Annotated in this window: 29 protein-coding genes and 2 tRNA genes; 24 read left to right on the plus strand and 7 right to left on the minus strand. The window is 33.1% G+C overall.

The features are described from left to right. Positions 1 to 11: 11 nt before the first annotated feature. The gene (locus A0083_RS00315) at positions 12 to 710 is read left to right on the plus strand and encodes a class I SAM-dependent methyltransferase (protein WP_197553316.1); all 699 of its coding nucleotides are present in this window, start codon (positions 12 to 14) and stop codon (positions 708 to 710) included. 9 nt (positions 711 to 719) lie between these two features. Here A0083_RS00315 and pyrC read toward each other — a convergent pair whose 3' ends face one another. From pyrC to A0083_RS00335, 4 genes are read right to left on the minus strand one after another with little or no spacing between them, the layout of a single operon-like run. Next, a complete protein-coding gene (gene pyrC, locus A0083_RS00320) occupies positions 720 to 1,712 on the minus strand; it encodes a dihydroorotase (protein WP_197553319.1) in 993 nt (330 codons plus the stop codon). 8 nt (positions 1,713 to 1,720) lie between these two features. Further along, positions 1,721 to 1,951, minus strand: a complete 231-nt coding sequence (locus tag A0083_RS00325; RefSeq protein WP_197553322.1) for a helix-turn-helix domain-containing protein — start codon at positions 1,949 to 1,951, stop codon at positions 1,721 to 1,723. Beyond that, positions 1,936 to 2,307, minus strand: coding sequence for a diacylglycerol kinase (locus tag A0083_RS00330; RefSeq protein ID WP_120760629.1), 372 nt, complete (start codon positions 2,305 to 2,307; stop codon positions 1,936 to 1,938). The genes A0083_RS00325 and A0083_RS00330 overlap by 16 nt, the downstream gene beginning before the upstream one ends. Beyond that, positions 2,304 to 3,839, minus strand: a complete 1,536-nt coding sequence (locus A0083_RS00335; protein ID WP_197553325.1) for a phosphoethanolamine transferase — start codon at positions 3,837 to 3,839, stop codon at positions 2,304 to 2,306. Before A0083_RS00335 ends, A0083_RS00330 begins: the two co-directional genes overlap by 4 nt. 96 nt (positions 3,840 to 3,935) lie before the next feature. Between A0083_RS00335 and A0083_RS00340 the strand changes: the two genes are divergently transcribed. The 7 genes from A0083_RS00340 to A0083_RS00370 all read left to right on the plus strand — a co-directional run bounded on the left by A0083_RS00340 (position 3,936) and on the right by A0083_RS00370 (position 12,879). Further along, positions 3,936 to 4,694, plus strand: a complete 759-nt coding sequence (locus A0083_RS00340) for an exodeoxyribonuclease III (protein ID WP_120760627.1) — start codon at positions 3,936 to 3,938, stop codon at positions 4,692 to 4,694. Positions 4,695 to 4,786: 92 nt separating this feature from the next. Beyond that, a tRNA-Glu gene (locus tag A0083_RS00345) sits at positions 4,787 to 4,861 on the plus strand. Positions 4,862 to 5,065: 204 nt separating this feature from the next. Further along, positions 5,066 to 5,680 (plus strand): BspA family leucine-rich repeat surface protein, encoded by a 615-nt coding sequence (locus A0083_RS00350; RefSeq protein WP_120760626.1) that lies wholly within the window; start codon positions 5,066 to 5,068, stop codon positions 5,678 to 5,680. Positions 5,681 to 5,811: 131 nt separating this feature from the next. Next, a complete protein-coding gene (locus A0083_RS00355) occupies positions 5,812 to 8,088 on the plus strand; it encodes an anaerobic ribonucleoside triphosphate reductase (protein WP_197553328.1) in 2,277 nt (758 codons plus the stop codon). After that, on the plus strand, positions 8,060 to 8,563 hold the full coding sequence (nrdG, locus tag A0083_RS00360) for an anaerobic ribonucleoside-triphosphate reductase activating protein (protein ID WP_232087561.1): 504 nt from the start codon (positions 8,060 to 8,062) through the stop codon (positions 8,561 to 8,563). Before A0083_RS00355 ends, nrdG begins: the two co-directional genes overlap by 29 nt. 72 nt (positions 8,564 to 8,635) lie before the next feature. Next, positions 8,636 to 9,289: a superoxide dismutase [Fe] gene (gene sodB, locus A0083_RS00365; RefSeq protein ID WP_120760623.1), complete on the plus strand. Its 654-nt coding sequence runs from the start codon at positions 8,636 to 8,638 to the stop codon at positions 9,287 to 9,289. A gap of 473 nt (positions 9,290 to 9,762) precedes the next feature. Next, a complete protein-coding gene (locus A0083_RS00370; protein WP_197553334.1) occupies positions 9,763 to 12,879 on the plus strand; it encodes an autotransporter outer membrane beta-barrel domain-containing protein in 3,117 nt (1,038 codons plus the stop codon). A 225-nt stretch (positions 12,880 to 13,104) separates the two neighbouring features. Here A0083_RS00370 and purM read toward each other — a convergent pair whose 3' ends face one another. Next, entirely contained in the window at positions 13,105 to 14,094 is a 990-nt protein-coding gene (gene purM / locus A0083_RS00375) for a phosphoribosylformylglycinamidine cyclo-ligase (RefSeq protein WP_120760682.1), read from the minus strand. Between the two features lie 58 nt (positions 14,095 to 14,152). Between purM and coaE the strand changes: the two genes are divergently transcribed. The 3 genes from coaE to A0083_RS00390 are packed head-to-tail and all read left to right on the plus strand — an operon-like array spanning position 14,153 to position 16,173. Then, positions 14,153 to 14,755 (plus strand): dephospho-CoA kinase, encoded by a 603-nt coding sequence (coaE, locus tag A0083_RS00380; protein WP_197553337.1) that lies wholly within the window; start codon positions 14,153 to 14,155, stop codon positions 14,753 to 14,755. Then, positions 14,742 to 15,491, plus strand: a complete 750-nt coding sequence (gene dapF, locus A0083_RS00385; protein WP_120760684.1) for a diaminopimelate epimerase — start codon at positions 14,742 to 14,744, stop codon at positions 15,489 to 15,491. Before coaE ends, dapF begins: the two co-directional genes overlap by 14 nt. Further along, positions 15,466 to 16,173 (plus strand): glucosaminidase domain-containing protein, encoded by a 708-nt coding sequence (locus tag A0083_RS00390; protein ID WP_197553340.1) that lies wholly within the window; start codon positions 15,466 to 15,468, stop codon positions 16,171 to 16,173. Before dapF ends, A0083_RS00390 begins: the two co-directional genes overlap by 26 nt. Here the strand turns inward: A0083_RS00390 and A0083_RS00395 are convergent. Together A0083_RS00395 and A0083_RS00400 are read right to left on the minus strand one after the other, a co-directional pair. Beyond that, on the minus strand, positions 16,170 to 17,231 hold the full coding sequence (locus tag A0083_RS00395) for an ATP-binding protein (protein WP_197553343.1): 1,062 nt from the start codon (positions 17,229 to 17,231) through the stop codon (positions 16,170 to 16,172). The two genes, A0083_RS00390 and A0083_RS00395, sit on opposite strands and share 4 nt — an antisense overlap. Before the next feature lie 18 nt (positions 17,232 to 17,249). Then, positions 17,250 to 17,325 (minus strand) — tRNA-Ala (locus A0083_RS00400). 225 nt (positions 17,326 to 17,550) lie between these two features. Between A0083_RS00400 and rpsJ the strand changes: the two genes are divergently transcribed. The 13 genes from rpsJ to rplX are packed head-to-tail and all read left to right on the plus strand — an operon-like array spanning position 17,551 to position 22,999. Next, positions 17,551 to 17,862, plus strand: coding sequence for a 30S ribosomal protein S10 (gene rpsJ / locus A0083_RS00405; RefSeq protein ID WP_012660810.1), 312 nt, complete (start codon positions 17,551 to 17,553; stop codon positions 17,860 to 17,862). Positions 17,863 to 17,871: 9 nt separating this feature from the next. Next, a complete protein-coding gene (rplC, locus tag A0083_RS00410; protein ID WP_039662361.1) occupies positions 17,872 to 18,447 on the plus strand; it encodes a 50S ribosomal protein L3 in 576 nt (191 codons plus the stop codon). After that, entirely contained in the window at positions 18,444 to 19,058 is a 615-nt protein-coding gene (gene rplD / locus A0083_RS00415; protein WP_039617137.1) for a 50S ribosomal protein L4, read from the plus strand. Before rplC ends, rplD begins: the two co-directional genes overlap by 4 nt. Before the next feature lies 1 nt (position 19,059). Next, positions 19,060 to 19,341 (plus strand): 50S ribosomal protein L23, encoded by a 282-nt coding sequence (locus A0083_RS00420; protein WP_039617139.1) that lies wholly within the window; start codon positions 19,060 to 19,062, stop codon positions 19,339 to 19,341. Between the two features lies 1 nt (position 19,342). After that, positions 19,343 to 20,173, plus strand: coding sequence for a 50S ribosomal protein L2 (gene rplB / locus A0083_RS00425; protein WP_039662363.1), 831 nt, complete (start codon positions 19,343 to 19,345; stop codon positions 20,171 to 20,173). A 1-nt stretch (position 20,174) separates the two neighbouring features. Next, complete coding sequence (rpsS, locus tag A0083_RS00430; RefSeq protein ID WP_039617142.1) at positions 20,175 to 20,456, plus strand: 30S ribosomal protein S19; 282 nt, start codon at positions 20,175 to 20,177, stop codon at positions 20,454 to 20,456. A gap of 9 nt (positions 20,457 to 20,465) precedes the next feature. Beyond that, positions 20,466 to 20,840: a 50S ribosomal protein L22 gene (gene rplV, locus A0083_RS00435; protein WP_039617143.1), complete on the plus strand. Its 375-nt coding sequence runs from the start codon at positions 20,466 to 20,468 to the stop codon at positions 20,838 to 20,840. Position 20,841: 1 nt separating this feature from the next. Continuing rightward, complete coding sequence (gene rpsC, locus A0083_RS00440; protein WP_039617145.1) at positions 20,842 to 21,543, plus strand: 30S ribosomal protein S3; 702 nt, start codon at positions 20,842 to 20,844, stop codon at positions 21,541 to 21,543. Positions 21,544 to 21,545: 2 nt separating this feature from the next. Beyond that, positions 21,546 to 21,971 (plus strand): 50S ribosomal protein L16, encoded by a 426-nt coding sequence (gene rplP, locus A0083_RS00445; protein ID WP_039648881.1) that lies wholly within the window; start codon positions 21,546 to 21,548, stop codon positions 21,969 to 21,971. Then, complete coding sequence (gene rpmC, locus A0083_RS00450; RefSeq protein ID WP_012660819.1) at positions 21,958 to 22,143, plus strand: 50S ribosomal protein L29; 186 nt, start codon at positions 21,958 to 21,960, stop codon at positions 22,141 to 22,143. Before rplP ends, rpmC begins: the two co-directional genes overlap by 14 nt. A gap of 9 nt (positions 22,144 to 22,152) precedes the next feature. Further along, positions 22,153 to 22,404: a 30S ribosomal protein S17 gene (rpsQ, locus tag A0083_RS00455; protein ID WP_039617148.1), complete on the plus strand. Its 252-nt coding sequence runs from the start codon at positions 22,153 to 22,155 to the stop codon at positions 22,402 to 22,404. Then, entirely contained in the window at positions 22,404 to 22,772 is a 369-nt protein-coding gene (gene rplN, locus A0083_RS00460; RefSeq protein ID WP_012660821.1) for a 50S ribosomal protein L14, read from the plus strand. The genes rpsQ and rplN overlap by 1 nt, the downstream gene beginning before the upstream one ends. Then, entirely contained in the window at positions 22,772 to 22,999 is a 228-nt protein-coding gene (gene rplX, locus A0083_RS00465) for a 50S ribosomal protein L24 (RefSeq protein WP_012660822.1), read from the plus strand. Before rplN ends, rplX begins: the two co-directional genes overlap by 1 nt.

Consider the following 22,999-nt stretch of genomic DNA (forward strand, 5'->3'; position numbering starts at 1 on the left):
AAGGAGTGAAGATGAATTTATGGAATAAAAAAGCAAAAAGTTACGCAAGATATAGTTCTAACTTAAACGAAATCCAAAAAACTACTTTGGCAAAACTTGGATCCTTGCAAGGTAAAAGTGTAGTAGATATAGGCTGTGGGAGCGGTGTTTGGACTTTGCATTTAGCACAAAAAGCAAAAGATGTTTTGGGTATAGATAGTTCTAGCGCTATGCTTGAAATTTTGCAAGAAGATGCAACAACTCATGCTATATCAAATGTAAAAACTTTAAATTTGGACTTTGAAAGCTTTTATAACAACCATAATATGAAATTTGACTTAGCTTTTTTGAGTATGTCACCTGCTTTGCAAAATGAAAAAGACTATCAAGCTTTTTTAAACTTAGCGCCTAAAAAAGTGTATTTAGGTTGGGCAAGTAGGCGTAAAAGTAGCTTTTTAGATCCTATATTTGAACATTTTAATACGCATTTTAAAGGTTTTTATGAAGAGGATTTGCAAGGTTTTTTAAATGCACAAAATATCCCTTATGAGGTTGAAATTTTTAATGAAACTAGAGTGGTAAAAAGAGATAAAGAAAGTGCGATAGAAAATGCTTTATGGCATTTGAGTATGAATGGTGTTAATGCAAACAAACAAGAACTAGAAAGCTTTGCAAAAGATGAGGTAGAAGAGATCATAGAAGCTAAGATAAAACTTTTGATTGTTGGTTAAATTTCAAGGTTATTGCACCTTGAAATTTAAAATTTTTCCTGCCATAAATGGCACCACATCACCGTATTTTTGTGGTACTTGCCATTCTTGTTTTTCTAGAGTGATAATTTTATCATTTTCAAATTTAAGATCATGGATTTTGCAGGCATTATCTGAAATAAATTTTTGCAAATTTACTTCATTTGAATGTTTTTCAAAAAGTTCAGCCAGCACAGGTAAAATCACCGGTGCGCTAAATACACCAGCCGCACAACCACAGCATTCTTTAGCGTGTAGTGGATGAGGCGCGCTATCGCTTCCAAACATAGCCTTTTCATAGCCACTAAAAGCAAGCTCGCATAAAGCGTCTTTATCCTCATAGCGTTTTGCAATAGGCTTGCAAAACAAGTGCGGATCCATCTTGCCACCCACTACATCATCTAAGGTTATCATCAAGTGGTGTAAAGTGATAGTTGCGTATAAGTTTTCATGATCTTTTAGTAAATCACACAAAGTTTTGGTGGTGATGTGCTCCATGATGATTTTTAGTTTCGGAAAGTTTTTTGCTAGTTTTTCATAAATTTTAGCAAAATTCGCTTCTCTATCCATTACAAAATCATTTGTTTCACCATGCACAAGCAAAGGTATGTTTAATTCGCTCATGGCGTTTAATGTGGGCTTTAGCTTTTTTATATCAAAGCTTGAAATTCCATTATCTGAGTTGGTGGTTATGCCCGCAGGGTAAAGCTTGATGGCAAAAAGTTCATCTTTGGCTTTTTCTAAAAATTTCTCATCATAGTCTTTAAAAAACAAAGTCATTAAAGGCGTAAAGTCTTCTTTGTTGCATGCTTTTAAAATGCGTTCTTTGTAGGCTTTGAGTGCAGTTGTTTCAGTAAGTGGGGTGATTAAATTTGGCATGATAACCCCTGCCTTAAAGTCTTTTGCGCTAAATGGAGCTACAAGTTCAAGCATGCTTTCATCACGTAAATGCAAATGCATATCCAAAGGGTTTTTAACTATCATTTTATCTCCTATTTGAGTTTATATAATCCATTTTTGAGTTTTTCAAGCAAAGCTTTTTCTTCTAAAAATTTAAAAGTAGAAATAATGGTAGGTTTGCTGATGTTTAATTGTTTGGAAAGTTCTTCGATATTTGCAAAGACAAAGCCATCATCATCAGCATGAAGCGCTAAAAATTCTAAAATTTCAAAACGTTTTTTACCAAAAATTTTAACACATAGTGTTTTTACTTTATCATCCATTCTCTAGCCATATCAAAAAGAATAAAACTCCAAGTAATTATAGCTAAAACTACGCTAAAAAGCACCCCTGCGCTTGCGCAATCTTTTGCTTTTTTGGCTAAGATGTGAAATTCGCTCGTGCAAAGATCCACGCAAGCTTCTATGGCAGAATTTAGCGCTTCTACGATCAAAATCAACACTAGAACAAATACAAGCACAAAATGCTCTAAAAAGCTTATAGGAAAAAACAAACTCAAGCATATTAAAGGCAGGATAATGGCAAATTCTATTCGAAAAGCCATTTCATCTTTGAGTAAAAATTTAACTCCACTCAAGGCATAGCTTGCATTTTTAAACAAAGAATACTTAGGTTTCATCGTTTATTTTCCTTTAAATTTTCGCTAAATATATCATAATTTGCCTCATACTCTTTACTATTTACTCCAAAATACCCTAGCAAACTTGAAAAAAGATTATCATGCGAGAGCTTGTAGTCTTTTTTTGCTTGTAAGGCTTGAGTTAAGTTGCCATCTTTACTCCAAAAGATCATTGGTATATGTTTTTGGTCTTTTGGTGCTATTAAATAAGGCATGCCATGTAGATAAATTCCATTCTCACCTAAACTCTCCCCATGATCTGATAGGTACAGTAAAGAAGCCTCTTGAATAGGGCTTTTTTGAAGTAAATCTATAAGATTTTTAAGAATAAAATCTGTGTAAAGTAAAGTATTATCATAGGTGTTGATGATTTGTTCTTGTGAGCAGGTGTTAAGCTTGTTTGTATCACAAGTAGGAGTAAATTTTTTAAATTCTTTTGGGTAGCGTTTGTAGTAAGTTGGCCCATGAGAACCTTGTAAATGCACAACGATGATTTGGTTGGTATGGGTGTTTTGGAGTTCTTTTTCTACAAGTTCGAGTAAACTCTCATCATAATCTTTTGCAATCAATTGGTGTTTTATGCGATCGCAATTGCCTTTGCAGCCTCCTGAATTGTTGCCAAACCAAACACTTTTGACCCCGACTTTTTGTAAGATATCTAAAACATTTTCTTCATACAAACCATCTTTAAAATCTTCTCTTTTATGTCTTGAAAACATACAAGGCAAACTTCTTGCCGTGGCAGTTCCACAAGAGCTTACATCGCTAAAATAAACCAAATTTGCTTCATTTTTGGTGTAAAAATTTGTATCATTATAAGTGTAACCCCCTAAAGAATAATGACTTGCTCGAGCTGTTTCTCCTACAACTAAAATCATCAATCTAGAAGCATTGTTATCTTTTAAACTCGCATCATCTGAAATGATAGTAAGTTCTTTTTTGCTTGCTAGTTTTTTCTTGGTAAATTCTATACTAGAGTAAATTGGGTAAAATGGTAGATTATACATTCTAACGATATTGTGTGATCGTAAAAAAGGCAAAAAAGACTTTGAACTAAGGGCGATTAAGCCAAAGCATATAGCTAAAGATCCTAAAAATAATACACTTTTTTTGAAAAAATATCTCTCATACTCGATCTTAGTTAAAATCACAAGCACGCTAGGTAAAACAACAAAAGCTAAAATATACAAAACAAAAGAAAAATTAAAATACGAAAAAAATTCTCTATTATCTGTTTCAACAACATTTTGTATCATATGATCATCGATTAAAACTCCATAGTTGCTAACAAAATAACTACAAATAGCACAAGTACTAAGCAAAAATATGCTTAAAATTTTACTCAAGTAAGGAAGGAAGACTAAAGATAGTATGCTTAAAACTAAGAAAAAATAAATTCCAAAAAATACCCCAAAAAGCATGAGATCTTGCTCGATTTTATCATATACAAATTCAAACAATGGAAAATTAAACGCCATAATAAAAACGGTATTAAGTAAAGTAAATTGCACCCACGAGAGCTTTAAACGCATTTTTTTTCCTTTAGAATAAAATAAAAACTTAGTCTATTTGAATAAAATTAATAAATCGCATATAAAATAGCAATAACTAAAGAATAAAGGCTTTTAATGAAATTATTATCATGGAATGTAAATGGCCTAAGGGCAATTTGCGATAAAAACGCACTAGATTGGATCGAACAAGAAGAAATTGATTTTATAGGCTTTCAAGAAATCAAAGCACACGAAGACAAATTCCCAAAAAGAATTTACGAATACCCTTTCAAACATATGTATTCAAATAGTGCCAAAAGAGCGGGCTACTCGGGAGTGATGAGCTTGTGCAATTTTGACTGCGAAGTGAAAAAATGTGAATTTTTTGATGATGATGAGGGTAGGGTTTTAGAACATAGATTTAAAAATATAGTTTTGTTTAACATCTACTTTCCAAATGGTCAAAAAGATGAAGAGCGTTTGAATTTTAAAATGAAATTTTACAATGATTTTTTGGTGTATCTAGATAAGCTTTTAAAAGAAGGTAAAGAGATTATCATTTGTGGTGATGTTAACACTGCTCACCGTGAGATAGACTTAACTCACCCAAAGGCCAATGAAAAAACTTCAGGCTTTTTACCTATAGAACGTGCTTGGATTGATGATTTGCTAAAATTAGGTTTTGTAGATACGTTTAGGCATGTTAATGGCGACATCAAAGAAAAATACTCGTGGTGGAGCTATAGAATGAAAGCAAGAGAAAGAAATGTAGGCTGGAGGATTGACTACTTTTTTATCTCTAATGGTTTAAAAGATAAGCTCAAAAATGCCTTTATAAGAGATGATATTTTTGGTTCAGATCATGCTCCTGTTGGCATAGAAATCGACATTTAATCTACCTTTTTTAGGTGGATTTTGTGTTAAACTTGCAAATTAATCATATATTAAGTAAAATATATATATAATTTCATTTTTAACTGCAAAGTGGCCCATTCGTCTAGCGGTTAGGACATCGCCCTTTCACGGCGGTAACACGAGTTCGAGTCTCGTATGGGTCACCACCTCTATTTTTATTCCCATATTTTTGATATTTATTTTCATTTTACAAAAAGTTACATTCTAATTTGTTATTTTGCATGCTCTTTTAATTTTATTTAAATTCAGTTTCTTTTAAATTAATTATCATTAACATTTTTAAAATAATCATTAACATTTAAACACCTAAAACTTCGCAACGGTTTTTAAAGTATACAAAGGAGGCTAGTATGTATAAACCTAAAAACAAAAACGAGTTGATGGCACTAGTGCATAATGATAGAATTTCTTTAAAAGATATCGATGTGTCTTTGATAGATGATTTTTCATATGTGTTTTATTACTCTAAAAGATCGGACTTTTTGGGTATTGAAAATTGGGACGTTTCAAATGCTAAAGATATGTCTTATATGTTTTATTGTTGTGAAAGTTTTAATGCTAATTTATCACGCTGGGATGTGTCAAAAGTTGAAAATATGGAGAGTATGTTTTTTAACTGTAAAAATTTCAACCAAGACTTGTCAAAATGGAACACTCAAAGTTTAAAAGATATGTCTTACATGTTTTTTAACTGTGTTAAATTTAACCATTCTTTATTGCACTGGAAAACCTCCAATACAATCAGAATGGCACATTGTTTTGAAAACTGTCAAGCCTATGAACATAGTGTAGCAAATTGGGATGTGCAAAATGTCATCACCATGGCTTACCTTTTTCATAACTGTAAAAATTTTCATCATGAGCTAGAAGAGTGGAATATCCAAAGTCATTGTAATACACATAAAATGTTTGGAAATCGCGGAATTGATAAAATTTATACTATCAAAGGCGTAGAGCTTGATTGATCTAATTCACACATTTTTTGTGTGAATTTTTCTTTTTATTTTTTAAGTTTTTCATCAACTTTTTGTACTAAACTTATCTTGTCAAAGTGCTGTTTTTCAGTATCTAGAGATTATTTTTTAGGAAAATTTCTATGAAGATAAAATTTATTATAAAAAGAGATAAAAGCCAAGTTGTGTTTGATACTACAAAGATCAAAAATTCCATTTTTAAAGCCAATCTTAACTCAAGCGATGAAAAATTAGACGAGCAAAAACTAGATCGGCTCTGCGATGAGGTTGTATCTTTGCTTGATGAGGGTATCCAAGTAGAAAAAATCCAAGATCTAATCGAAGAAGTTTTGATTAAAAATTCCCTAGTAAATACCGCCAAATCATATATGCTCCACCACCAACAAAAGCTACTAACCCACAAGAACGACCGAGGTTTATTGAGTTTATACGATAGCTTGACTTTTCAAGACTCTAAGGAAGCAGATCTTAAAAGAGAAAATGCAAACATCAATTCAGACAGTGCTATGGGTATGATGTTAAAGTATGGCTCAGAAGGAGCAAAGTACTATGTTGATCAATGTGTCTTGCCAAAACATATAGCAAAAGCACACCAAAACGGCGATATACACATACACGACAAAGACTTTTATATGCTAACTCAAACGTGCTGTCAAATTGACTTGCTAAAGCTTTTTGAAAATGGTTTTAGCACAGGGCATGGAAGCTTGCGAGAGCCAAATGATATCAGATCTTATGCATCGCTAGCATGTATCGCCCTACAAGCTAACCAAAACGAAATGCACGGAGGTCAATCTATACCTAATTTTGACTTTGCCATGGCAAAAGGCGTGGCAAAAACTTTTCAAAAAGAGTATAAAAAAGCCATAAAAGCATTTTTTGAAATAAAATTAGAGCAAAACATAGATGATCAATGCTTTGAAAATGCTAACTTTCAAGCTTCATGTGAAAAAGCATGCTTAAAAACACTTTTGAAATCTTTACCAAGCTACCAACAAGACTTCCTAGAAAAAGCTAATGCTTACGCGTATAAAAAAGCACTCGTTGAAACGCAAAATGCTACTTATCAAGCCATGGAAGCTTTGGTGCATAATCTTAACACTATGAACTCAAGAGCAGGAGCACAAGTTCCTTTTAGTACGCTAAATTATGGCACTGATACATCTTTTGAAGGACAAATGGTGGTAGAAAATTTACTCAAAGCCACGATTAAAGGACTAGGAGAGGGTGAAACGCCCATTTTCCCTGTGCAAATTTTTAAAGTAAAAGAAGGTGTTAATTACCATGAAAAAGACCCTAACTATAAGCTTTTTCAGCTTGCTATAGAATGTGCGTCTAAAAGACTTTTTCCAAATTTTAGCTTTTTAGATGCGAGTTTTAACATAAAATACTATAAAAAGGGCGATTATAACAGCGAAGTGGCTTATATGGGGTGTAGAACTAGGGTTATGGCAAATGTTTATGATAAGAGTAAAGAAATCACAAGCGGTAGAGGAAATTTAAGTTTTACAAGTATCAACCTTGTGCGTTTAGCTATAGAAGCCAAAGGAAATTTGGAGCTTTTTTACTCATTTTTAAAAGAAAAATTAGAGCTTGTGTATGAGCAGTTACTGCATAGATATCAAATTCAAAGCCTAAAAAAGGCTAAAAATTTCCCATTTTTAATGGGCGAGGGAATTTGGATAAATTCAGATACTTTAAAAGAAAACGATAGCGTAGAAAAAGTGATCGCGCATGGGACTTTAGCTATAGGTTATATAGGGCTTTGTGAAAGCTTAGTAGCTTTGGTGGGTTCTCATCATGGGCAAAGCCAAGAAGCAAGAGAGCTTGGCTTGCAAATCGTGCGTTTTATGCGTGAATTTGTCGATAAAAAAGCATTCAAAGACAAACTGAATTTTTCACTCATAGCCACTCCAGCTGAAGGATTAAGTGGAAGATTTTTAAAGCTAGATCAAAAAAAATATGGCATTTTAAAAGGCATAACCGATAAAGAATTTTATACCAATTCTTTTCATATTCCTGTGGATTTTCCTATCAGTATCTATGAAAAAATTCAAATAGAAGCTCCATATCATGAGCTAAATAACGGCGGGCATATTACTTATGTAGAGTTAAATGGCGATGTGAGTAAAAACCTAGAAAGCTTTAAGCGTATCATACAATGCATGAAAGAAAGTAACATCGGATATGGCTCGATCAACTTCCCGCTAGATAGAGACCCAGTGTGTGGTTATAGCGGTGTGATAGATGAGTTTTGCCCAAAATGTCATAGAAAAGAAGATGATGTTAAATTCGAACGCATTAGAAGGATCACAGGTTATCTAGTGGGAACGCTTGATCGTTTTAACAATGCGAAAAAAGCAGAAGTGCATGCAAGAATTAAGCACAACTTTCATTAGACTAGCAGGCGTTGAAAAAGAATCCATTGTCGATGGTTATGGTTTGCGTTATGTGATTTTTACTCAAGGTTGCCCTCATCGCTGCAAAGGTTGCCATAACCCACAAACACATGATTTTAACAAGGGATATTTGCAAGATTTAGCAAGTTTATATGATGAGATTTGTAAAAATCCTTTGCTTCAAGGTGTTACTTTTAGTGGTGGAGAGCCTTTTATGCAAGCAAAAAATTTAAGCATGCTAGCAAAGCATATTAAAGCTTTGGGGCTTGATCTTACTATATACACAGGCTTTACTTATGAAGAGTTGTTGCAAGAACAAGCCATGAAAGAATTACTCATTTATGCTGATGTTTTGATTGATGGGAAGTTTATCTTAGAGCAAAAGGACTTGTCATTAAAATTCAAGGGTAGTAAAAACCAACGTATAATTGATGTGGCAAAAACTTTAGCACAAGATAAAATCATACTTTTGTAAAATCAAGAGATGTTTAGTCTTTTTTAATATAACTATGTTAGAATATCCATAAATTTAAAAAAGGAGAACGATATGTTTGAATTAAGAAAACTACCTTATGAAGCAGATGCTTTTGGGGATTTTTTAAGTGCAGAAACTTTTGCTTATCATCATGGTAAACATCACCAAACTTATGTAAATAACCTAAACAATCTTATCAAAGATACTGAATTTGCAGGAAAAGACTTAGTATACATCGTGCAAAATTCAAGCGGTGGAATTTTCAACAACGCTGCTCAAGTGTATAATCATGACTTTTATTTTGACTGCATTAAGCCAAAAACATGCTGTGGTTGTGGCTGTTCTTTAAGCGATGAATTTAAAGCAGCAGTGGAAAAAGACTTTGGTTCTATGGAAAATTTAAAAGAAGAATTTATCAAAGGTGCTACAGGGGTATTTGGCTCTGGTTGGTTTTGGCTAGTTTACAACACTCAAAATCAAAAACTAGAATTAGTAGCTACAAGCAATGCTGCTACACCTATTACTGAAGGTAAAGTTCCACTTTTAGTAGTAGATGTATGGGAGCATGCTTACTATGTAGATCATCGCAATGCACGTCCTGCGTACTTAGAAAAATTCTATGCACACATTAACTGGGAATTTGTAGCAAAAGCTTATGAATGGGCTATCAAAGAAGGTATGAACTCAGTAAGCTTTTATGCAAACGAACTTCACCCACTAAACTAAAAACAAAACCTCTTAGAATTTCTAAGAGGTTTACTTACCACTGCTTGTATTAAAAATTTATTTAAAATAACCATTTATAATTCCGCGAAAATCAACATAAAATTAAATCAAAAGGAAAAATAATGTCTATTCGTTACTCCACGGGGGGGGGGAATCGATAATTCCCAAATCAAACATTCTTTAAATTCATTAAACCAACTCTCATTTTTTACAAAAAAACCTTTCTTTCTTTAGCAACTATTTCATTTTTAGCTAGCTATGCTAATGCAAACATCATAAGCGATCATAATTATTCAAGTGGTGCTATCCAAATAACTAGCAAAAACCAAAGAGATATCAGCGGTGGTGATTGCAGTGGCACAAGCTGTACAATAAGTGGTAATCAAAGTAGCACAGTTACCATTAACAATGGTGGTGGTACTTTAACCATAGATAAAAATGGTAAGATTGAAGTTAACAATGGGCAAGGTGTTGTGGTAAGTAGTAAAACCGGTAATACTACCATTGATAATCATGGCTCTATCATCGCAAATGGAAATAGTCAGCCTTTTGGTATCTACAACAATGGTGGCACGATCGATAGTATTACTAACTCGGGTTTAATTGCAGGTAAAATTGCAATTCGTGTGGAAGGTAGTAACGCAACTATTAACACCATTAACAATAGCGGCACTATTAAGACAACGGAGGATACTGATGGTTATGGGGCTATTGTTGTGTGGAGTGCTACTACTATTAACAATATTAATAATTCAGGTTTGATATACAATAAAAATAAAGCAGAAACTACTGGTGCTGCTATGTATTTTGCAAATGGTAAATTTGGCACGATTGAAAATAGTGGAACTATTTTAGATGATACCGGAATAGGAGGGATGTATTTAACCGCATTGGGTGGTGGAACAATAGGAGAAACTATAATCAACAGTGGAACTATATTATCTAAAAAAGCGGTTGGTATTAGTCTAGTATATAGCTCTAAACTAGGTTCAATAATACAAAAAGGAGGACTTATTGCCGGAGGCACCGCAGGTATTATGATCGATCACACAAGTACCATCGGCTCAAACGATAAATCCCCTAACACCAACGCTATTGATCTAGACAAGGGCGCAGTAATTGCCTCAGCTACTATGGCTAAAAATGGCGATTTGACACTTAACCCAAATGGTACAGCCTTACAAAATGATGGTGCTATTAAGGGCAATATCAATCTTAACAATGAATCTAAAATCATTGGTTCTGTTTTAAACAGAGGATCTATCACAGGTAATATCACTCTTAATGGTAAGTCTTATATCACTTCCATTAACAATGAAAAAACCATCCAAGGTTCTATAGACTTAAAAGGTAATTCTCAAATAGATACTATTTTAAATAAAGGCACCATTGAAAAAGGTATCACACTAGCAAATAAAAGCCAAATAGGTTCTATAAACAACGAAGGCACCATTGAAAAAGGTATCCACCTAAATCAAAGCTTTATATCTTCTATAGAAAATAAAGGCACTATTAGTGGTGATGGTATTACACTAGCAAATGAAAGTCAAGTAGGTTCTATCATTAACCATGAGGGTGCTAAAGCTGACTTAGACTTAAAAGGAGGCTCTTTTGTAGGTTCTATCACTAACAATGGTGATATGACAATCACTAGAGATGATACAAGCAAGATAGGTGCTTTTAATAATGAAGGTAGTATTAAAAACAAATTTGAAAACAAAGACTTTATGCAAACCTTTGAAAACAAACAAGGTGCTACCTTAGAACAAGGCTTAGAAAACACAGGTGCTATAGGAGCTATTGATAATAAAGGTCATATAGCAGGTATTAGCAATTTAGCAAATATAAAAACTAAAGACAATAAAGATAAAGCTCATATTGGAACTATCATCAACTCAGGAACCATTAGCCATGTTAAAATGCCTTTAGCAACACTAGATGATACAGCTAATATGGATCATGCTTATGCTATTTATAATAATGGCACAATAGACTTTTTATATAATCAAGCTAATGCTGTCATTAATGGAGGCATTAACAATGAAGGCTCTATGAATATCATCAATCATGGTAGCATACACAATGGTATTACAAATACAGGTACTATTACACTTAGTTCTAATTTTACTCCAAGCTTTAACAAAGCAAGTGAACATAATAATGGCTTTATTGGTAAAAATAACAATGGCCACCAATTAGAAAACAATGATAAGGGTAAAATTAGCATAGATGGTTGGTATTTTAATGCTTTAGAATATACTAAAGATAACAACCAAAGATTAGAAAATTCTATCATCATAGGTGGAGATAATCTAGGTGGTATTTATGCAGATAATATTTATGTTAATACTAAAGATTTAGTATTAAATCAAATCTATGATAGTAATACTTTCTTTGCAGATAAAAATGGAAATAGCCAAGGAAATGAAACTAACAATGGTGCAGGTGTAGATGCAAGCAATATCCATAGCATTAGTGGAATTTATAACTTTGTGAATGTAGGTAAGGGTCAATATGCAGCCGTAGTAGATACTAAAGAACTTAGTGGTAAAACCTTAGCAAAGTCTATGGTATATGCTTCAAGATTAAGAGCGATTAATATCTCTAATATGTTAAGAGACATCACCTCTCAAAACTTCCAAACAGAATTCTCTCAAGCATTAAATATGCAATTATCTAAACAAGGTGAAGCTTATGGTAATGATGCAGACTTATTAGCAGAATTAGAAGACATCTTCATTCCTAATAAAAACCCACATGCAAAAAACCATACTTTCTTATTGCCTTATTATAATCACTCTAATATCAAGATAGGAAAAACAACAGGTCATTTAAAGGTTAATACTAGTGGTTTAATAGGAGGTTCTCAAAGAGAACTACCTAAAGACTATGGTGTGATAGGTTTTTATCTAGGATATGAAGATAGTAAAAAAGAACAAGCTAGACAAAGACTAAGATTTGATGATAAAACATACTATGGTGGTTTAACTTATTATGGAGTATTAGCAAGAGATGGGATTAATCAATACTATCTTAGTGCTAGAACAATCTTAGATTATACTCAAAGTGATATAGAAAAAAGCTATCAAAGCTTACCTGTTAGTGTAGAAAGTGATACTAAGGTATATGGTTATGGAGCAGAAATTAAACTAGGTGCAAATTATTATAATACTTTAGATATTGCAAGAATTTCTCCTGAGCTTGGTCTTAGTTATTATGGTATGAGTAATAAAAACTTTTCTCTTTATCACTTAGGTGGAACAAAAGAACACTACCTAGCAGAACAGTTTAATTTTATTGATGCAAGTGCTGCTTTAAAATGGTATAAACCATGGAGTGATAAATTAAGAACCAATCTTACTATGGGAGCTATTGTAAACTTATACAATGATGCAAAAGGAAATTTAAAACTAGGCACTAATCATCTTAGTGCAAAAGTAGAAACTTCAAAGTATTATGGGTTTGGACAATTAGGTCTTTCTTATGCTATAGCACATAATGCTGACTTATCACTCAATTATGCAGGTGCATTTACCTTTGATGATACTAGTTCACATACGATGTTTTTAAAACTAGGTTTATGGTGGTAAGTTTTTTCACACTAACTATGATAGTTAGTGTGAAACTAAACTCAATTGCCCAGAGTTTGCTTGAAATAATTATAGACAACAAACAAACAACAACAAACAAAAGCACGTTAATCAAGAATACAAGTGTGTAATGGTATATAAATACCAAACTCCTTATTAGGCAAACTCTCTAATAACATTAAGCTAAAAAGCTTAATGCTTATTAGCAAACTCTGGGGAGTTGGGTTATTCTAAAATCACTCCCTCGTTTAATACAACTTCGCCTATAACATAAGCATCTGAATTTTCTAAAACTTTACTCACATTTGCAGGATCTACTACCATAACTAAGCCCACGCCCATATTAAAGCTTCTATACATTTCAGCTTCTTCTACGCTTTGTCCTATTTGGTAGAAAATTTCAGGGGTTTTTAAATGATGTTTTCTAATGATCGCGCCTATTCCTTTTGGAAAAACTCTTGGTAAATTTTCCACCAATCCACCACCTGTGATATGAGCTAGTGCATTGATAAATGGTTTTAATTTTAAAAAGTCTTTTACATAAATTCTTGTAGGTTCAAGTAAAACATCGATTAAATTTTTACCATCTATTTTATCATCAAATTTTAGTTTTTGGGCTTCAAATAGTACTTTTCTAGCCAAAGAATATCCATTAGAATGAAGTCCGCTACTAGGTAGGGCTAGTAAAATATCTCCGTTTTTGACAAAACTTCTTCTATCGATCTCATCTTTTTCGGCCATACCTACTGAAAAACCTGCTAGGTCAAAATCGTTACTATGGTACATTCCTGGCATTTCAGCAGTTTCTCCGCCTATTAGAGCGCAATTTGCCTTTTTACAACCATTAGCAATTCCTGCTACAACTTTTTTAGCTACTTCTACATCAAGTTTTGCAGTTGCATAGTAATCTAAAAAGAACAAAGGTGTAGCAAAATTACAAATCAAGTCATTTACACACATTGCCACTAAGTCTTCACCTATGGTGTCAAATTTTTGACTATCAATAGCAAGACGCAACTTTGTGCCTACTCCATCAGTTGCTGCCAACATAACAGGGTTTTTAAACCCACTTGGCATAGCAAAAGCACCCGAAAAAGAGCCTATACCACCCAAAACATTTTCATTGAAAGTTTCTTTTACTAAAGGCTTGATCGCTTCTACAAAAGCATTGCCATTATCTATACTTACACCCGCATCTTCATAGCTTATATTCATTTATCTTCCTTTAAGAATTTAAAAGGTATTTTAACTAAAAATATTTTAAGGTTAAATTATGCAAAATGCTTATTTTGTAACTTCAAGCATAGCAGGTGGAAAGTCAAGTTTTATCAAAATAGTCCAAAATTTAGGCTTTGAAACCTTAAGTGCTGATACAATAGCACATGAACTTTTAAACACACATGCTAACTCTATCGCTAAAATGTTTCATAATAATGATTTAATCACAACAGGAAAGATAGATAGAAAAAAGCTAGGTGCTATCGTTTTTAATGACTTAAATGCTAAAAAAAAGCTAGAAGATTTTTTGCACCCTAAAATCAAAGAAGTGATTTTGCAAAAAGCCAAAATTTCAGATCAAAAAAATAAAGCTTTTTTTATAGAACTGCCTTTGTTTTTCGAAAACAAACACTATCATGGTTTAGGAAAAAGTATATTAATTTACACTCCAAAGGAACTTTTGCTTCAAAGACTTATGCAAAGAGATAATTTAGACAAAAACCAAGCCTTAAAAAGAATTCAATTGCAACTTGATATAGAAGAAAAGTTAAAAAAAGCAGATTTTGTGATAAAAAATAACTCAAGTTATATGATTTTTGAAGAAAATGTGCTAAATTTTTTAAAACACACTTTAAAGGTAATGGATGAAATTTTATAAGTATTGTGCAAGTGGAAATGATTTTGTAGTTTTTGCAGATAGTGAAAAAAAAGACCGTAGCGAGTTAGCTAGAATTCTTTGTAATCGCTATGAGGGTATAGGTGCTGATGGGCTTATTGTGATAGTGCCACACGATAGATATGACTTTGAATGGGAATTTTATAACTGTGATGGTAGCCAAGCAAGCATGTGTGGTAATGGTTCTCGTGCGGCAGCGCATTTTGCACATCGCTATCTTAAAAAATCACAGTATTTAAATTTCTTAACTGGTGCAGGGCTTATAAAATCTTTTATCGATGATGATATGGTAGAGATCAAATTAAGCGGAATTAAAGATGTTAAAGAAGCTTTTGAGTATAAAGGTAGAATTTGGCAAGGCTGTAATACCGGAGTTCCGCATATAGTAACTTTTGTCGATGATTTGAATGAATTTGATGTTAATTTATGTAAAGAAGTACGTAAAAAATACAATGCAAATGTGAATTTTGCTAAGATAGAAAATGAAGAATTTATAAGAGTTAGAACATATGAAAGAGGCGTTGAGAACGAAACCTTAGCTTGTGGCACAGGCATGGGGGCTTGTTTTTATTTGGCATATTTAAACCAAAAAGTAGGAGATGATGTTTTGGTAAAGCCAAAAAGCAATGAGAATTTATATTTTAGATTAGAAGAGGATCAAATATTTTTTAGAGGAAAGGTGAAGTGCTGTTTTGAAGCTGATTATAATTTTACTTAGTAGCATTTTGTTTTTAAATGCTGAGTTTGTAGCAGGGTTTGATGCGCATTATTATGCTTTAAGTCCAAAAGAAAAACGTGAAGTCTTTATCAAAAAGATCAATGCTTTATTAGATGTTTCATTTGAAGATGTGAAAAAAGAAAAAGAATTTGTAGAATCATTTTTCAAAGAAGCATTAAAAAATAATTTTAGATCTTTAAATCCTAATGCTATAAAAAAATTATGGTTATTAAAAGAAAAATACCGTGTGAAAAATTTATATGATTTGCATGAATATCGCGTGCGTATTCAAGTAGTACCAAGATCTTTAGCCATAGCTCAAGCTATCATCGAAAGTGCAACTGGTACTAGTCGATTTGCCAAAGAAGCAAATAATTTATTTGGCGAGTGGACTTGGGGTGAAAAAGGTTTGATCCCAAAAGAAAGAAGCGAAGGAAAAACCCATAAAATTCGCATTTTTGATACTTTGCAAGAAAGTGTAGATTCGTATTTGTTAAATTTAAATCGCCACGATGCTTATAAAGAACTAAGAGCATGGAGATGGAATGCCATCAGTCAAAATAAAAAACTAGATGGTAAAGAAGCAGCAAGTCATTTAGAAAAATATTCAGAAATTAAAAGCAACTATACTAAGCTTATTTTGTCTATCATTGAACAACATAAACTTGATGAGTTAGATTAATTTCCTAAAGCCCACTCATCAAAAGGTAAAATCATCACACGCACGCCTTCTATAAAAAACTCATCTCTTTGTGAAAGTGTGATGATGTAAATGGTTGAAAGTGCAAGTTGATTTTTGCTAAGTATTTTTTTTACTTTTAAAGTAAGCAAATCTTTATCTTTAAAAGGTGAGCATAAAAAGGCATTTTTTAAACTTGGTATATAAAAATCAAAATATCTAGTATAAAAAATTTCTTGTTTAAATTTAAATAATTCACTTAAAACTAAATTTTCAAATAAAGCACTAAAATCTTTTTGCACACTAAGGGAGTTTTTGAGTGAAAAATCCCAAAAATATACTTTTTTTAAATTTTTTTCGAGGTTTTTAACAAAGTATAAAGTGAAATTTGACTCTAATTTTTCTATGCTTTTATATAAAGTATCTTTGGAAATTTTGATAGTTGTTTTTAAAGTTTTTAGCAATTCATTAACACTAAGTTCACTTCCTAGTTCTAGAGCGATTTGTTTGAGTATAGTCAGTTCTAGTGGAGTGTAGAAACTTTTGAGATAAGATGAGCTTGTGTAAGCATTGTGACTTAAGATCACATTGCGGCCTGTGTGTAAAAAGTAACTTACCATGGTTTTGGTATCGGCGTATTTTTTGTTTAGGCTTAAAAACTCTTCAAAATCTAAGTAATCTAAATAAAGTTCTTCAAAATGATCTAAGTGAAAATGTAAATCACACACGCTAAGTATGATTTGCAAATTAAGATGTTTTAAACTAGTAAAATCAAAATCATGAGCAAAATTACATAAAGCTAAAAATTTAATTTGCGGGTTGTAGGTTAAAAAAGAATTGAGATTTGCTAAAGCACTTACTTGAAATTTTAAGTCTTCACAGTCAATAAAAAGTATATTCTCGCTTTTATATAAGGATAAAAAATTTAAAATCAAATTTTTCTTACCGCTAGCAAAACCACCTTTTATGATGATGTTTTTATGGGTTTGAATTTGAATTTTTCTTTCATCAAATTTTGAAATTTTTGGGTAGTTATCGTAAAAAAATTGTAGTGATTTCATAGATTTCTTTATACTAAATGGTGGAGCATAGCGGGTTCGAACCGCTGACCCCAACGCTGCCAGCGTTGTGCTCTCCCAGCTGAGCTAATGCCCCTTTAGATTTTGAAATCATACTATATTTTTTCTTAGATTTTCTTAATGAGTAAAAAATATTATAAAATTTATAAAATTTAATTTTTATCCTTTTAAAAAGGAAAAAAATCAAAAAAAATATACAAATTTCTTGACATAGCAAAGTATGTTTTTATATAATCTCAACATCATTTTATATGGTGGTTAGATTCTATGGATCTAACGAGTTCTTTACAAAGGAAAAAATATGGAAAGAATCAGGCTTAAGCTAAAAGCTTATGACCACAGAGTTCTAGATCGCACAGTTGCAGCAATTGTAGAAGCTGTTAAAAGAACAGGTGCTGACATCAGAGGTCCAGTGCCAATGCCTACAAAAATCAAAAGATACACAGTTTTGAAATCTCCACACATCAATAAAGATTCACGTGAACAATTTGAGATGAGAATTCATGCTCGTATGCTTGATATTGTAGCAGCTACTCCAGATACAGTAGATTCACTCACTAAGCTTGACTTGGCTCCTGAAGTCAATGTTGAAGTAAGAGCTATGGGTAAATAAGGATAGAATATGGAATACATTGTAGAAAAAATTGGTATGAGTAGAACAATCAGCACACCAAGCATTCCTGTAACCTTACTTAAACTTGTTCAAACTAAAGTATGTGAAGTAGAAAATGGAAAAGCTTTGGTTGCTTATGTAAAAGGCAAAGCAAACAATAAATGCATTGCAGGTCAGCAAAAAAAATACAATCTTTCAGCTGAATATAATAGATTTGCTTCTTTAGAAGTAGCAAATACAGAAGCAGGCGATATCGATCTTAACCCTTTAAAAGAAGCTACAGTTTTAAAGGTAAGCTTTAATTCTAAAGGTAGAGGTTATAGTGGGGTTGTTAAAAGACACGGATTTGCCGGAGGTCCTGCAAGTCACGGTTCAAGATTCCACAGACGCCACGGTTCAATCGGTAACCGCGAGTGGCCAGGTCGTGTTCAACCAGGTATGAAAATGGCAGGTCATTATGGTAATGCAAAAGTTACTGTAAAAAATGAAGTGGTTTCGTTTGACGAAGAAAATGGCATCTTAGTAGTAAAAGGTGCGGTACCAGGATTTAATGGTGCTATGGGTAAAATAAGGATTGCAAAATGAGTAAAGTAACTGTTTTAAATGATAAATTTGAAAAAGCTAGTGAACTCGATCTTCCAGCAAAATATGCAGAAGTTAATCCTCACAACCTTTATTTATATGTAAAATCTTATCTTGCTAGCCTTAGAGCAAATACAGCTCACACTAAAGGTAGAAGCGATGTAAGCGGTGGTGGTAAAAAACCATGGAGACAAAAAGGTCGTGGTGGTGCAAGAGCAGGTTCAACAAGAACGAATGTTTGGGTTGGCGGTGCTGTGGCATTTGGTCCTACAAACAATCGTAATTATTTCCAAAAAGTTAATAAAAAACAAAAACGCTTAGCGCTTGAAAGAGCATTGGCTGATAAAGCACAAAACAATGCATTATTCTCAGTAGATAGTTTAAGCATTGAAAGCGGTAAAACAAAAGATGCAAATGCAGTTATTAAAAAGCTTGGTTTAAAAGATGCTTTAATTGTAAAAGATTTACTAGATGAAAAAACACTTCTTGCTTTTAGAAACTTAGCAAATTGCTATGTAGTAGATATTAGCGAAGTAAATGCTTATTTAGTATCTGTATTTAATGCTGTTATCATTGAAAAAGCAGCGCTTGAATCTATCGTAAAAGAGGGTTAAAATGGCAGATATTACTGATATAAAAACAATACTTTACACTGAAAAAAGCTTAAACCTTCAAGAGCAAGGTGTTGTAGTTATTCAAACTTCTCCAAAAATGACTAAAAATGGTCTAAAAGAGGTTTTAAGAGAATATTTTGGTGTAACTCCAGTAAGAATTAATTCTTTAAAAATGGATGGAAAAGTAAAGCGTTTTAGAGGTCGTGAAGGTCAAAGAAATAGCTTTAAAAAATTCTATGTTAAGCTACCAGAAGGTGTGAGCTTAGAAAGTTCGGAGGCGTAAGATGGCAATTAAAACTTATAAACCATATACTCCAAGTAGAAGATACATCACAGGTATAAGTTCTGATGATATCACAGCAAAAGCTAGTGTGCGTTCATTACTTGTAAAACTTCCAGCTCATGCAGGACGTAACAATAATGGTAGAATCACAAGTCGTCATAAAGAAGCAGGTGCTAAAAAACTTTACAGAATTATAGATTTTAAAAGAAGAAAATTTGGTATTGAAGGTAAAGTTGAAGCAATCGAGTATGATCCATACAGAAATTGTCGTATTGCATTGATCTCTTATAGAGATGGTGAAAAAAGATACATCTTACAACCAAAAGGTTTAAGTGTAGGTGATGTGGTATGTGCTGCTGAAAGCGGACTTGACATCAAACCAGGTAATGCAATGAAATTAAGAAACATCCCAGTGGGTACTATCGTACACAATATCGAGTTAAAGCCAGGTAAAGGCGGTCAAATGATCCGTTCAGCAGGTGCTTATGCTCAATTAATGGGTAAAGAAGAAAAATACGTTATCTTAAGACTTGCTAGTGGTGAAATGAGACAAGTTTTAGCTGAATGTATGGCAAGTATCGGTGAAGTTGGTAACGAAGAATGGTCAAACGTGACTATCGGTAAAGCTGGTAGAAATCGCCATAGAGGTATTCGTCCTCAAACAAGAGGTTCTGCGATGAACCCAGTTGATCACCCGCACGGTGGGGGTGAAGGTAAGAAAAATTCAGGCCGTCATCCAGTTACTCCATGGGGTAAACCAACTAAAGGTGCTAAAACTCGCCGTAAAAAAGCTAGCGATAAGCTAATAATTTCAAGAAGAAAAGGAAAGTAAGATGGCTAGGTCACTAAAAAAAGGTCCTTTTGTTGATGACCATGTAATGAAAAAAGTCATCGCTGCTAAAAAAGCTAACGATGGTAAGCCAATTAAAACTTGGTCAAGACGCAGCACTATTATACCTGATATGATAGGTTTAACTTTTAATGTTCACAATGGAAAAAGCTTTATCCCAGTGTATGTTACTGAAAATCATATCGGTTACAAACTAGGTGAATTTGCACCTACTAGAACATTTAAGGGTCACAAAGGCTCTGTTCAAAAGAAAATAGGTAAGTAAGGGAGATTTATGAGTAGAGCATTAATTAAATTCATAAGATTATCTCCAACTAAAGCGAGATTGATTGCTAGAGAAGTTCAAGGTATGAATGCAGAGCTTGCATTAGCTAGTTTGAAATTTATGCCAAATAAAGGTGCTAAATTTATAGCAAATGCTATTTCAAGTGCTGTAGCAAATGGCGGATTTGAAGCAAATGAAGTTGTTGTTTCAAGTTGTCGTGTTGATGCTGGTGCGGTTTTAAAAAGATTTAGACCAAGAGCTAGAGGAAGTGCTAGTCGTATTAGAAAGCCAACTTCACACATTTTGGTAGAAGTTAGTAAAGTAGAAGCAAGTGCTGAAAAAACTACAAAAGCTAAAAAAGCATCAGTGAAAAAGGAAAGCTAATATGGGACAAAAAGTAAATCCGATTGGTTTAAGACTAGGAATTAACAGAAACTGGGAATCAAGATGGTTTCCTACAAAAGCTAATTTAGCAGAAAATATTGGTGAAGATTATAAAATCAGAACTTTCTTAAAAAGAAAACTTTATTATGCAGGAATTAGCCAAATTCTTGTAGAAAGAACAGCGAAAAAATTAAGAGTAACTGTTGTAGCTGCAAGACCAGGGATTATTATTGGTAAAAAAGGTAGCGATGTTGATATCTTAAGAAAAGAACTTCAAGATCTAATTAAAAAAGAAGTTAATATCAATATCAAAGAAGAAAGAAAAGCAGGTGCTTCAGCTCAACTTGCAGCTGAAAGTGTTGCTACTCAACTTGAAAAAAGAATTGCTTTTAGAAGAGCAATGAAAAAAGTAATTCAAGGAGCGCAAAAAGCAGGTGCTAAAGGGATTAAAGTTTCAGTTTCAGGCCGTTTAGGTGGTGCTGAAATGGCAAGAACTGAATGGTACCTAGAAGGTCGTGTTCCACTTCACACTTTAAGAGCAAAAATCGATTACGGTTTTGCAGAAGCACACACTACTTATGGAAACATAGGTATTAAAGTATGGATCTTCAAAGGTGAAGTTTTACAAAAGGGTGTTCAACCTGAAAAAACCGAAGAAAACGCTCCAGCTAAAAAAACTAGAAGAGCAAGAAGAGGTAAATAATCATGTTAATGCCAAAAAGAACAAAATATCGTAAAATGATGAAAGGGCGTAACAGAGGTTATGCCAATAGAGGGACTGAATTTACTTTTGGTGATTATGCCCTAAAAGCAACTGAAGCTGGCCGTATCAATTCACGTCAAATCGAAGCAGCTCGTATTGCTTTAACTCGTTTTGTAAAAAGACAAGGTAAAACTTGGATTAGAGTTTTCCCAGATAAACCTCTAACTAAAAAACCTTTAGAAACTCGTATGGGTAAAGGTAAAGGTGCAGTTGAGGAATGGGTAATGAACATTAAACCAGGTCGTATCATTTACGAAATGGCAGGGGTTAATGAAGAAATGGCAAGACAAGCTTTAACTTTAGCGATGCATAAGTTGCCATTTAAAACTAAGTTTGTTACAAGAGAGAGCCAAAATGAAATATACTGAGATTAAAGATAAAACAGCAGGTGAGCTTGCAACAATGCTAAAAGAAAAAAAGGTGCTTTTATTTACTTTAAGACAAAAGCTAAAAACAATGCAGCTAACTAATCCTAAAGAGATTAGCGAAGTTAAAAAAGACATCGCTAGAATCAATACTGCAATTAGCGCTTTAAAATAAGGATAGAAAATGGCATTTAAAAGAGAAATTCAAGGCGTTGTTGTTCAAATTGCTGGAGATAAAACAGCAACAATTTTGGTTGAAAGAAAAGTGGTTCACCCAAAATACAGAAAAATCGTAAAACGCTTTAAAAAATATTTAATTCATGATGAAAGAAATGAACTTAAAGTGGGAAATACTGTAGTTGCTATTGAATGTAGACCACTTTCTAAGAGAAAATCATTTCGCTTAAAAACTATAGTATCAGCAGGAGTTGAGTAATGATTCAAAGTTTTACTAGGCTTGCAGTTGCTGATAATAGCGGTGCAAAAGAATTAATGTGTATTAAGGTTTTAGGTGGTAGTAAAAGAAGATACGCTACTGTTGGTGATGTGATCGTTGCATCTGTAAAAAAAGCTCTACCAAATGGTAAAGTAAAAAAAGGTCAAGTGGTAAAAGCGGTTATCGTTAGAACTAAAAAAGAAATTCATAGAGATAATGGTTCTTTAATTCGTTTTGATGAAAACGCAGCGGTTATTCTTGATGCTAAAAGAGAGCCTATCGGAACGCGTATTTTTGGACCAGTAGGTCGTGAAGTAAGATATGGTGGCTTTATGAAAATTGTTTCACTAGCACCGGAGGTGTTGTAATGAAATTAAAAATTAAAAAGAATGATATGGTTAAAGTTATCGCAGGTGATGACAAAGGCAAAACAGGTAAAGTTTTAGCAGTATTTCCTAAAACAAATAAAGTTATTGTTGAGGGTTGTAAAATTGCTAAAAAAGCTGTTAAGCCAAGTGATAAAAATCCAAATGGCGGTTTTATCAACAAAGAAATGCCAATGGATATTTCAAATGTAGCAAAGGCAGGAGAATAA

This window comes from Campylobacter sp. 2014D-0216, assembly GCF_014931215.1.
Lineage (GTDB): Bacteria > Campylobacterota > Campylobacteria > Campylobacterales > Campylobacteraceae > Campylobacter_D.